This is a genomic window from Acinetobacter sp. USHLN143, from assembly GCF_037145695.1.
Classification (GTDB): Bacteria; Pseudomonadota; Gammaproteobacteria; order Pseudomonadales; family Moraxellaceae; genus Acinetobacter; species Acinetobacter fasciculus.
Genome location: NZ_JBBCWZ010000044.1, coordinates 1 through 12,489 on the forward strand (window position 1 = coordinate 1; position 12,489 = coordinate 12,489).

Sequence of the window (12,489 nt, forward strand, 5' to 3'; positions counted from 1 at the left end):
TTTGTTTAAGATAAGATATAACTCATTGAGATGTGTCATAGTATTCGTCGTTAGAAAACAATTATTATGACATTATTTCAATGAGTTATCTATTTTTGTCGTGTACAGAGAAAATTTTTAATAATTTCACTTGCTCAAAATGATTTTATGTGATTATTTATTTCGTAATACGAAACAAAAATAAGGGTAAAGGAATTTACCTAAATTATATCCATGGAGATTCATATGATTCGTGATCCGGAAATGCTAGACCAACTTCTGTCAACGATTCGCGATTTTGTAAAAAATGAACTGGTGCCTCTTGAGCATGAAGTAGAAGAGAACAATGCCATTCCTGAACATATTGTGGAACAGATGAAAGAGCTGGGCTTGTTTGGCCTGACGATTCCAGAAGAATATGGTGGTTTAGGCATTACCATGGAAGAAGAAATTCTGGTCGCGATGGAGTTAGGTCATACATCGGCTGCCTTCCGCTCTTTAATTGGTACTAACAACGGCATTGGCTCAAGTGGCATCATTATCGACGGTACAGAAGAACAAAAACAGAAATATTTACCGCGTTATGCAACGGGCGAAATTATTGGTTCATTCTGTTTGACCGAACCGGATTCAGGCTCAGACGCTGCTGCTTTAAAAACAAGTGCAGTCAAAGACGGCGATTATTATATTTTAAACGGAACTAAACGCTTCATCACCAATGCGCCACGCGCCACGACATTTACCGTGATGGCACGTACCAATCAAGAGATTAAAGGTGCTAGCGGTATTTCAGCATTTTTAGTTGAAGCAGGCACACCTGGTTTAAGCCTAGGTAAAATTGACAAGAAAATGGGCCAACATGGTTCCTATACCTGTGATGTAATTTTTGATAACTGTAAAGTGCATAAAGATCAACTGATTGGCGGTGTAGAAGGGATCGGCTTTAAAACAGCTATGCGTGTGCTGGATAAGGGCCGTCTGCACATTGCCGGTTATAGCGTCGGCATGGCAGAGCGTATGCTGGAAGACGCACTTAACTATGCAGTGGAACGCAAACAGTTTGGTCAGCCCATTGCGAATTTCCAGCTGATCCAGGGTATGTTGGCAGACTCCAAAGCCGAGATTTATGCAGCCAAATGTATGGTACTGGATGCTGCGCGTCTACGTGATGCTGGCCAAAATGTTACGACTGAAGCCTCTTGTGCCAAAATGTTTGCAACTGAAATGTGTGGTCGAGTTGCTGATCGCTGTTTGCAGATTCATGGTGGAGCGGGTTATATCAGTGAATATTCAATTGAACGTTTCTACCGTGATGTGCGTCTGTTCCGTTTATATGAAGGAACCACACAAATCCAGCAAATTATTATTGCGCGTGAAATGATTAAACAAGCAACCGCCTAATCTCATAATTTTAAAATAAGGAAATATTAAAATGACGACAAAAATTAGATTTGATTGGCAAGACCCGTTTTTAATAGAACAGCAACTGACATCAGAAGAGCGCATGATTCGCGATGCAGCGGCAGCGTACTGTCAAGACAAACTGATGCCGCGTGTACTGGAACAGTTCCGTCATGAAAAAACCGATCCGGCTATTTTCCGTGAAATGGGTGAACTCGGCTTGCTTGGCCCAACCATTCCGGAACAGTACGGTGGTGCAGGTTTAAATTATGTCAGTTATGGTCTGATTGCCCGTGAAGTTGAACGTGTTGATTCAGGTTATCGCTCAATGGCCAGCGTACAAAGCTCTCTGGTGATGGTGCCCATTAATGAATTTGGTTCTGAAGAGCAAAAGCAGAAGTATTTACCAAAATTAGCAACCGGTGAATATATTGGTTGCTTTGGCTTGACCGAGCCAGATCATGGATCAGATCCTGGCAGCATGATTACCCGTGCTAAAAAAGTCGAGGGTGGTTACCGTTTAACAGGCGCAAAAATGTGGATTACCAACAGCCCGATTGCCGATGTATTTGTAGTTTGGGCCAAAGAGGTATCTGCTGAAGGCAATGTCGGTGACATTCGCGGCTTTATTCTAGAAAAAGGCTGGGAAGGGCTTTCTGCTCCAGCGATTCACGGTAAAGTGGGTTTACGTGCCTCAATCACCGGTGAAATTGTAATGGATAACGTCTTTGTTCCGGAAGAAAATGCATTTCCGGAAGTTCGTGGTTTAAAAGGGCCTTTTACCTGCTTGAACAGTGCGCGTTACGGGATTGCCTGGGGGGCCATGGGTGCAGCAGAATTCTGCTGGCATACCGCACATCAATACACCATGGATCGTAAACAGTTTGGCCGACCACTCGCTGCGAATCAGCTGATCCAGAAAAAACTGGCAGATATGCAAACTGAAATTGCACTCGGTTTGCAGGTAGCTTTACGTTTTGGCCGTATGAAAGATGAGGGCATTGCTTCAGTTGAAGGTACGTCTTTAATTAAGCGTAATAACTGTGGCAAGGCACTGGATATTGCCCGTTTGGCCCGTGACATGATGGGCGGTAACGGGATTTCTGATGAATTCGGTGTGGCCCGTCATCTGGTTAATCTGGAAGTGGTAAATACCTATGAAGGTACCCATGATGTACATGCCCTGATTTTAGGTCGTGCACAAACCGGAATTGCAGCCTTTTGCAACTAAACCTGACATCAACTTCTAGCCAGCATTGCTGGCTAGATTGTTTTACGGGTTTAAGAATTGTGCTTAATCACATCATTCAATGTATTGCTACGTGATTTCTGCAGAGAAAATTTATCAAGAACTTTGAAAATCATTTTATACCACCTTGCTAAAGCGTGGTAATGATCAGCGAATATTCTATATTTCACCTAAATAATTAAGTGAAATATACGTTTTAAAAAGGCACAGGAGTGCCGAAAAGTAGAAAGAGCATTATGGATACGATCAGTTCACAACAACACCCAGTGGAAGGTGGAAACGAATCCAAGCAAAGAGTCTGGATTCTGGCCTTTATTTTCTCATTTTTAGCATTATTGGTTGATGGTGCTGATATTGCGTTATTAGCCTACAGTCTGACCAGTCTGAAACAAGAGTTTTCATTAAGTAATATGCAGGCCGGTGCCTTAGGGAGCTGGACGCTTGCAGGCATGGCTATCGGCGGTTTTTTTGGTGGCTGGGCTTGTGACCGTTTTGGCCGGGTTCGTGTGATCGTCATTGCCATTGCATTATTTTCTTCATTAACCTTCTGGTTAGGATTCGTAGAAAGTTATGATCAGTTCAAATGGCTGCGCTTTACGTCTGCGATTGGACTAGGTGCTCTATATATTGCCTGTAACACACTCATGGCAGAGTATGTACCCACCAAATATCGCTCTACAGTATTGGCAACGCTTATGACTGGCTGGACTTTAGGCTCGGTGGTCGCAACTGTTCTGGCTGGATGGCTATTGCCTGAATTTGGCTGGCGATACCTCTATTATATTGCCATTATTCCAATTGTACTGGCCTTCGCGATGTACTTCTTGGTGCCTGAGCCGAAAGCCTGGTTAGATGCGCGTAAAGCACGCCTGGATGCAAAAGCCAGTGGTATTCTGCAGGAAAAACCAAAAAATACTTTTAAAATGATTTTTGAAGATGCACTTAGCCGTCGCATGTTTATCCTCTGGTCCTTCAGTACCGCATTTTTACAGTTTGGATATTATGGAGTCAGCAACTGGCTACCGGCGTATTTAGAGACTGATCTGGGAATCAAGTTTAAAGAAATGACCATGTATATGATCGGGACTTTCCTGATCATGATGTGTACCAAAGTTATTGCTGGTTTTATCGCTGACCGGATTGGCCGTCGTGCGGTATTTGCTTTCGGCACTATGGGTACTGCAATTTTTATCCCTGTGATTGTCTTTGGTAATACGCCGGATAATATCCTCTGGCTGATGTTATTTTTCGGTTTTCTCTATGGTATTCCATACGGTATTAATGCGACTTACATGACAGAAAGCTTCTCCACCAAAGTGCGTGGAACAGCAGTGGGTGGGGCATATAACGTAGGCCGACTGGGTGCGGTGTTTGCACCTCTTACCATTGGCTATTTTGCTCAAGGAGGCTCAATTGGTACCGGCTTACTGATTATGGGCATTGCCTATTTTCTTTGCGGCCTGATACCCGCTTTCTTTATTAAAGACCGCTTATTTGATCCACAAAAGGCAGATTAATCTGCACTCGTAATATAGATAGAACATGCTAGGAAGCAATATGATGAATAAAATCACGCAGGATATCGAGACGGTACTTAAGCAAATTCCTGATGGTGCACACATTATGACCAGTGGTTTTGGCCTGGCAGGTCAGCCGGTAGAATTAATCGAAGCATTAATTGACTTTGGTCCTAGAGACTTAACCATTATTAACAACAATGCAGCTTCTGGAGATCGTGGTCTAACCAATCTGCTGTTGTCTGGACTGGTTAAAAAAATGATCTGTTCATTTCCACGAGCCAATAACTCAACCGTCTTTGAAGATCTGTATAAAGCCGGAAAAGTTGAGCTGGAACTGGTGCCACAAGGCAATCTGGCCTGCCGTATTCAGGCAGCCGGTGCAGGCTTAGGAGCTGTTTTTACTCCAACCGGTTTTGGTACCAAAATAGCTGAGGGTAAAGAAACCCGTAATATCAATGGAAAAGATTATGTGCTGGAATATCCGATACATGCTGATTATGCCTTGGTTTATGCCAATCAGGCAGATCAGTGGGGCAACTTGACCTACCGTAAGGCAGCACGGAATTTTGGTCCGATCATGGCCAAAGCAGCAAAAACCACCATTGCACAAGTCCATCAAGTTGTGGAACTGGGAGAACTTGATCCAGAGATCATTGTAACGCCAGGAATTTTTGTACAGCATGTGGTCAAGGTTGGAGATATTAAATAATGAATATTCAAAAACGTAGTCGTGAACAGATTGTAGCTAAAGTTGCACAAGACATTCCAACCGGCTCTTTTGTAAATTTGGGTATTGGTTTACCGACACGCGTAGCAGGTTATTTAAAACCTGAACAAGGAGTAATTCTACACTCGGAAAATGGCGTTTTAGGTTTTGCTGCATTGAGTGATCCTGAACAGGCAGATGATGATCTGATTAACGCCGGCAAAGAACTCGTAAGCATGTTGCAAGGTGGCAGTTTTATGAATTCTGCCGACTCTTTCGATATCATGCGAGGCGGGCATCTGGATATCTGTATCATGGGGGCTTTTCAGGTCGCTATTAATGGTGATCTGGCGAACTGGCATACCGGTAATGCTGATGCTGTACCTGCTGTAGGCGGTGCGATGGATCTGGCAGTGGGTGCTCGCTGTGTCTATGTTTGCATGGAACATGTGACCAAAAACGGTGAGGCAAAAATTGTTGAAGAACTGACTTATCCTCTAACAGGTAAACATTGTGTCAACCGTATTTATACTGATTTGTGTGTGATTGAATTAAAAGACCGACAAGCTCAGGTTATTGAAATAGTGGATGGCTTAAGCTTTGAAGAATTACAACAGCAGACAGGCTGTAAATTAGTGGACAGTCGTCAACAAGCAGCCTAAAAATAAGTCCGCAATATTCTGATTAAGTAAAAGTATAGTTTTAGATCACAGCTTCGGCTGTGATTTTTAAATTTTAGAATTATTATCAAATACACGTAATATTGACCGTATTTCCGTATTTCCGTATTTCCGTATTTCCGTATTTCCGTATTTCCGTATTTTAAAGATATAAATACAAACTTTTGCTAATGATTATTTTAATAATAAGTCTAAAATGTTAACAAGCTAAGGAAGGTGATAGTCTGAATGAATAATAATTGTGATGATCAAGAAATTTTTCATATTTTTAATCTGATTGGTCGCCATACTGAACTTAAGCCTATCCTCGATGTCATTAGCCAGTGGCTTGAATCGCGCATTCCAGATGCGCTTGTCACCATTATGCTCTATCAGGATGACACCCAAACTTTAAATGTTATAAGTGGCAAACAGCACTTTTCAAAAGAGTACTGTAATGCTATTCAAGATTTGAAAATTGGGCCAAATCAAGGATCGTGTGGCGTAGCTGCTTTCTTACGTCAGTTGGTCATTAGTCCGAATTTAATGAAAGACCCAAACTGGCAGTCTTACCGTGCTTTGGTAAATGCAGAAAAATTGTCTAGCTGCTGGTCTATGCCGATTATTAATGCTTCAGATATTCTATACGGAACGTTTGCCACCTATTATCGAACACCCAAAATACCGACTGAACCTCATATTCAGCTTTTACAGCAAGCGGCAAAATTAGTTGCCCTCGCAATCGAGCTTGATCAGGAACGTCAAAAAAGACATGAGCTTAATGAAAAATACAGCTCATTTTATACCTATCATCCAGATATTATTTTTGAACTTGACCTGCAGGGACATGTGCTTAATACCAATATTGCTTGCGAAGAAATTACAGGTTTTTCTAAAGCGCAAATTCATGGTCAGCACTATTGTGCCTTCATACCGCCCGAATTCCATGAACTTGCGAATGTTTCATTTTCAGAAGCAGCGCAAGGTAAATCTCAACATTATGAACTTCCAATTTATAATGTTGCAGGCGATATCTTATGGCTGGATCTGACCAATTTACCGATTATTCAAAATCAGAAAGTCACCGGTATTATTGGCATTGCCCGAGATATTACTGTATCGCGTGAAAACAAGGAGTCTCTACGATTATTAAAACGTGGGGTAGAGGCTAGTCCGAATAGTCTTTTTATTACCGATGTCTCTGAAGAAAGGCTAATGGTGTATGTGAATCCAGCTTTTCTAAAGCTCACCGGTTATACGGCAGCAGAAGTACTAGGGCAAAGCTGCTTTTTCTTACAGGGTCCAGATACTGATCCGGATCAGATTGCATTACTCAAGCAAGCAGTTAAAGAACAAAAAGAAATTCAGGTAACTATAAAAAGTTACTGTAAAGATGGCAGCTGGTTCTGGAATCGTTTAACCCTAGGTCCTATTTTTGACCAGACAGGAACCTGCACCCATTTTTTGGGGATTCAGGAAGATATTACTCAGCAACGTATTCACGAAGAATATATTCAGCATCAGCATACTCATGATCATTTAACCGGTTTACCGAACCAGCATGCATTCAAACAGATTCTGGAAAATATTTTTGAAGCACAGCACGAGAGCTCACAACCTTTAGTCTTGCTGTATATAGATCTGGATGATTTTAAAAATATAAATGACAGCTTAGGTCATCTGGTGGGTGACCAGATTCTCAAAAGTGTGGGCGAGCGGCTGCAAAAATTTGTTCAAGGCAATAATGTGCTATGCCGCTTCGCTGAAGATGAATTCATTTTGCTGCTCTCAGGGACAGATGAGCACACTGAAGTCGAGGTGATTGCTGGAGAAATTCTTGATCTTCTTTCCATGCTGTTTATCGTCGATCAGTACAAAATACATTTAAGTGCCAGCATTGGTATTGTGGCAGATGACAGTTCGATTCATCATTCTTCTGAATTGATTTATCAGTCTGTTTTGGCGATGCAGGAAGCCAAAAGACAAGGTCGTAATATGTGGCAGTGGTATGAAAAAACCAGAATGCAGCCTGTCGCAGAAATAGACTATACTAATCTGCGTCTGGAACTCATGGAAGCGATCAATCAGGAAAATTTTGACCTGTTCTATCAGCCGTTGATTCATCCTGAAACTGGACTGGTAACAGGTGTAGAAGCTTTAATCCGTTGGTGCCATCCACAGCAGGGTTATATTTCCCCAGCGATTTTTATTCCACTTGCAGAAAGAACCGGGCAAATTATTAGCGTAGGTCAATGGGTATTGGAAAAGGCCTGTCTAGATATTGCGGAGTGGAACAAGACGCACAATAGCCAGATCACAGTATCGGTGAATATTTCTCCTTTGCAATTCCGTAGAGCAGGCTTTTTGCAGGTACTTGAACATGCGCTTGAACTCAGTCAATTACCGCCGGAATTACTTAAAATTGAAATTACGGAAGGTGTCATCATTAATGGTGCAGATCGAACGATAGAAATTTTGAAAGCAGTACGTGCTTTAGGTGTACAGGTTGCCATTGATGATTTTGGTACAGGTTATTCGAGTCTCAGTTATCTGCGTCGCTTGCCGATTAATCAAATCAAGTTAGACCGTAGTTTTATTGAAGAACTGACCCTCGATGGTCAGGATGCTGCAATTGTGCAATCGATTATTCACTTGGCACATCAGCTGGATTTGGAAGTTGTCGCGGAAGGGGTCGAAACTTTAAGTCAGGCCAGTTTGCTCTATCAACAGGGTTGTGATCTGCTACAAGGCTTCTTTTATGCAAAACCTGCGCCTTTAACTGAATTGAAGCCTGTTTATCTCGCAATGGAAAATAGTAAATTGAATTAACTCTAAAAAGTTAAGATATCAATATTTTCAACCGCTTTTCAGATAGAAAGACAATGATAAACAGGTCTAAAGAATTTTCCTATTTTATGAGCGTATCATCTTTAGAATTTGCACTTGGTACAGAAAGCGGGATAAAAAAATAAGCTTTTTAACCCCCAAAGGTTTTTAACAGTATCTAAGGCTCAGGCTGAATATTGGCTAAATTTCTTTCTTGGTTTAAATCATAATAGTTAATCACAAAGATCAACACGGCAAAAATAAAACCTAAAATGACACAGGCAGACCAGCCATAGCTTTTCCATAAATGCAGCGATAAAAATGCTCCCAGACCAGCACCTGAAAAATAACAGGTCATATAGATGGCATTAATCCGCGAGCGAGCCTGCATTGAAATTCGATAGACCAGATTCTGGTTCAAGACATGCAAACAGGAAATTCCGAAATAAGCCAGAATCAAGCCCAGGATATAAATCCATAAATAATTCTGGGCAAAGAATAAGGGAATCCAGGCTAGAATCAGTCCGCATGTGGCTAGGTGCGCAATCCATTTTTCCCGATGCCTACCAATCATTTTACCGGTCCACTGAGAGGACCAGATGCCGACCACCCCCACAATACCCATGAGACCAATCTGGAAATCATTAAAATGATAAGGTGCTTCAGCCAGAATAAAAGTCATGGTAGTAAAGATAATACTCAGCATGCCAAAGCCCAAGCCGCCGATCATACTACGCCTGATCAGCATGGGTTCTGTTCGGGCAAAGGTAAATAGTGAGCGATAAATTTGCAATATATTCATCTGTAACTGGCTCTTGGCACTCGGCAACTGGAACCACATGGCCAGACTTAGCAGAAGAATTGCACAACCACTAAATAGGTATACCGCATGCCAGGACCATAAAGTAGAAATCAGTCCGGCCACGGTACGGGCAAACAGAATACCAACCAGAACACCACTCATGAGCAGGCCAACGACTTCGGCACTTTTATCACGTTGCGACAGGCTGGCGGCAAAAGGAATCAGAATCTGGGTGGTAATCGAACAAAAAGAGGCGAGCAGGGTAAAGCCATACAACATATGCAGATTGGTACTGGCTGAAAGCCCAATAAGCGCCAGTCCGGTACACAACATCAAACTACAGATATACAGCCGTTTTTCAAACAAATCACCCAGAGGGACAAACAAAAATAATCCGGTGGCATAGCCAATCTGGGTCAGTACTACAGTCCAGCCAGACTGAGCCACACTGATTTGCAGATCCTCTGCAATAGAATAAATCAGGGGCTGGTTAAAATAGTTACAACCTGCGCAGAGTGCGCAGGTCATTGCCATCATGAACATGAAACGGCGTGAAATTTGCCCTTGGGCTGACATCCTTGTCTCCTGAGGCTTTAAAAACTATAGTTAGCAGAGAAGTTGATACGTGAAATATCTGCTTCCTTATTGTCAAAGGTTTCACGTTTGCCATGATGATATTCTGCACCCAGATTAATCTTTGGAACAGGAGAATAGATCACGTTGGCCACATAGTCGGTTAAGCGCTTATTGGTTTCAGGATTCGCGCGTGCATAGTCGCTGGAATCATCAAAATCAACAACGCTGGCATTAATACTACTCCGTAGTTTTGGCGTAAATTTATGCGTGAAGCCAATATTTATACTATTGAACTCATTGAGCAAAAGTTCATTATTGATTGGATCGACTGAATAATCGCCACCCCAGGCAGCACCATCGGTTGTTGAACCTTGAGTCAAGAAAGCTGCAATACGCTGATCACCGACCATATGGAAATAGTTACCTTGAATCGAGTTTTGATCATCTAAACGGTAACGTCCACCAACTCCCACACCCCAGCCAACTTTCTCGATATCGCCTGTCGCAATCTGTGCCTGCTTTTGATTGACAAAGCCTTGAGCTAATAAATGAAGAGGGCCTGATTGATGAACATATTTAGTGGTTAAAGCAGGTAAGGCAGAAGAACGATCGCCACCGGCCATGTACTCCAGACCGACATTCCAGGTATTTTCCGGATCAAGTTTGAAAGCATAGCTCACCTGAGGTGTACGTAAGACTGATCCACCCAGGAACAAGCTGTAGTCGACAGCTTCAGTGCTAATCTCTGGTGTTGACATCAATGACCAGGCCTGACCAAACGTCCAGTTATAGTATTTTAAGTGTGCATGACGGATACGTAATCCACCATCGCCTTTACCATTGTTGGTCCAGAAGTCGGCTTCTAAACGAGCAGAAACATTCGGATTGCCTCCTAGATCTTTGGCCAGGAAACCAATCCGGCTGGCAGCCGCAGTAAAATCGGAACGTACAGAATCCGGTTCAGTAAAAGGTACTTTATTAATCTGGTTAATGGTACGGCCACGGGCTTCAGTAGTACTTTTGAAATCGACTGCACCATCAAAGCGGATCAAGCCATAAACATCGACATTATCTACCATTGAACTCAGCGTTTTAGAGTCTTGCGCTTTGGCTTGTTCCTGCTGGTTCTTTAATGCAAGTTGCGCGGCTTTTTGTTGTTCTAGTTCTGCCTGGATTTGCTTTAACTGTGACTCAAGAAATTGCATACGGTCTTCAGAAGCTTCTGCTGAAAATGCCTGTGCTGAAGCAATACCACATAATGTCGCTAAAACTAATTTTTTCATTTCTTAATCCCTAAAGAAATTTTTAATCCTGAATGAAAGGAGACCTTTCTATACTGACGTGTTGTAAATATTTGAAGTGAGGAAGGCAGCGATTTGACCTGCCTTCCGAAGTAGGGTTTATTCTGCTTTTTGCGGATCGTATAAACGGTCTTTAATAAACAGGGCAGGAATCAAACCGCATAGGAAATATGCTGCACCCATTACCAACAGACCTGTACCGATCGAACCATGCATCGCCAGATAACCAATCGTAATTGGCGCAAAGATTGCACCGATACGACCAATATTGAATGCACCGCCCACCGCTGTACCACGAACACCAGTCGGGAAACTTTCGGTTAGATAGGTTGCATTGATGGCATATGGAATACCGTACAGGAAGCCGAAGATTAGCATCAGTACGCCAATGTTATCGGCATTATGCATATACACCACGACAGGGATAAATAGCGCTGTTCCCATGGTGCCGAAAGCAAACACAATACGGCGACCAATTTTATCAGCAACATAACCTGCAATGATTTTGGCAAAAATCATGGTGATGAATGTACCCACCATATACAGTGCCATTTCTTTAAACTTAATGCCTAATTCAGCTTCAAGATAACTTGGCAACCAGTTACTTACACCGAAGTAACCAAATAACAGGAAACCGGAGCTGAAAGACCACAAGATGAACATCTTGCCATGAGTTTTATCTTTAAGAATGGTGATGTATGGATTACCTTTTTTGGTATCGTTATCCACAATCTGACCAGTTCTTTTCATTTCACGGACACGTTTCCATGATTCTGGCTCTGGCACCATAAAGTGCATCAGGATACCCAAAGCTAATGGAGCAATTGTGATCCAGTACAGCATACGCCAGCCGAACTCAGGAATAATCCAGCCTGAAATCATGGTAATCACCAATGAACCTAAAGTGAAACCAGTCATCAATGTTGCCAGTACAGTAGTACGGTATTTGGTCGGTACGTATTCTGACATCAGAGTATTACAGGCAATATATAAACAGCCTAAACCCAAGCAAGAAAGAGTACGTAAAATTGCAAATTCAGTATAAGACTGAGCAAAACCTGAGTAGGCTGACAAGATCGAGAAGGCGATGGTGGCCAGTACAATGACGCGGACACGTCCAAATTTGTCGCATGCCCATCCACCAATAAAGCCTCCGATCCCCATACCTAAAAGAGAATAACTTCCCAAGGCACCCGCCTGTACAGAAGTCAGGCCCCATTCAGCTTTCAGACTGGTCAGACTAAAAGCCAGAATCCCGATATCTGCACCGTCACAGAGCAAAATCAGAAAAGCAAAGATAAAAGCCGTCATCCAAAGACGTTTTGGTGCCTGTTTAATGGTATCCGTGGAGGAGACATCGGTTTTATTGTCTCCTGTTACGATGGTATCGCTTGTCATTCTTATATCCTCTATATATTCAAAGTAGCATTTCCTCTGCTACCGCTAAATCCATTTTTCTTCCTCACGGAA

Annotated in this window: 9 protein-coding genes; 6 read left to right on the forward strand and 3 right to left on the reverse strand. The window is 42.4% G+C overall.

Annotation, left to right across the window (positions count from 1 at the left end; all coding sequences use genetic code 11):
• The first annotated feature begins 225 nt into the window (after positions 1–225).
• From WFH18_RS11505 to WFH18_RS11530, 6 genes are all read left to right on the forward strand, one after another.
• On the forward strand, positions 226–1,380 hold the full coding sequence (locus WFH18_RS11505) for an acyl-CoA dehydrogenase family protein (RefSeq protein ID WP_004280318.1): 1,155 nt from the start codon (positions 226–228) through the stop codon (positions 1,378–1,380).
• Positions 1,381–1,411: 31 nt separating this feature from the next.
• Entirely contained in the window at positions 1,412–2,611 is a 1,200-nt protein-coding gene (locus WFH18_RS11510; RefSeq protein WP_005096909.1) for an acyl-CoA dehydrogenase, read from the forward strand.
• Between the two features lie 254 nt (positions 2,612–2,865).
• Positions 2,866–4,146 carry an MFS transporter gene (locus tag WFH18_RS11515; protein WP_253148250.1) on the forward strand — a complete coding sequence of 427 codons (1,281 nt, stop codon included), beginning with the start codon at positions 2,866–2,868 and terminating at the stop codon, positions 4,144–4,146.
• 40 nt (positions 4,147–4,186) lie between these two features.
• A complete protein-coding gene (locus WFH18_RS11520; protein WP_004730985.1) occupies positions 4,187–4,858 on the forward strand; it encodes a 3-oxoacid CoA-transferase subunit A in 672 nt (223 codons plus the stop codon).
• Positions 4,858–5,517 carry a 3-oxoacid CoA-transferase subunit B gene (locus WFH18_RS11525; protein WP_086044822.1) on the forward strand — a complete coding sequence of 220 codons (660 nt, stop codon included), beginning with the start codon at positions 4,858–4,860 and terminating at the stop codon, positions 5,515–5,517. The genes WFH18_RS11520 and WFH18_RS11525 overlap by 1 nt, the downstream gene beginning before the upstream one ends.
• A gap of 246 nt (positions 5,518–5,763) precedes the next feature.
• On the forward strand, positions 5,764–8,343 hold the full coding sequence (locus WFH18_RS11530) for a bifunctional diguanylate cyclase/phosphodiesterase (protein ID WP_336754909.1): 2,580 nt from the start codon (positions 5,764–5,766) through the stop codon (positions 8,341–8,343).
• A 175-nt stretch (positions 8,344–8,518) separates the two neighbouring features.
• Here WFH18_RS11530 and WFH18_RS11535 read toward each other — a convergent pair whose 3' ends face one another.
• From WFH18_RS11535 to WFH18_RS11545, 3 genes are all read right to left on the reverse strand, one after another.
• Positions 8,519–9,718 (reverse strand): MFS transporter, encoded by a 1,200-nt coding sequence (locus WFH18_RS11535; protein WP_224215830.1) that lies wholly within the window; start codon positions 9,716–9,718, stop codon positions 8,519–8,521.
• A gap of 17 nt (positions 9,719–9,735) precedes the next feature.
• Positions 9,736–11,001: a DcaP family trimeric outer membrane transporter gene (locus WFH18_RS11540; RefSeq protein WP_005251800.1), complete on the reverse strand. Its 1,266-nt coding sequence runs from the start codon at positions 10,999–11,001 to the stop codon at positions 9,736–9,738.
• Positions 11,002–11,118: 117 nt separating this feature from the next.
• Positions 11,119–12,417 carry an MFS transporter gene (locus WFH18_RS11545; protein WP_004280309.1) on the reverse strand — a complete coding sequence of 433 codons (1,299 nt, stop codon included), beginning with the start codon at positions 12,415–12,417 and terminating at the stop codon, positions 11,119–11,121.
• Positions 12,418–12,489 lie beyond the last annotated feature (72 nt).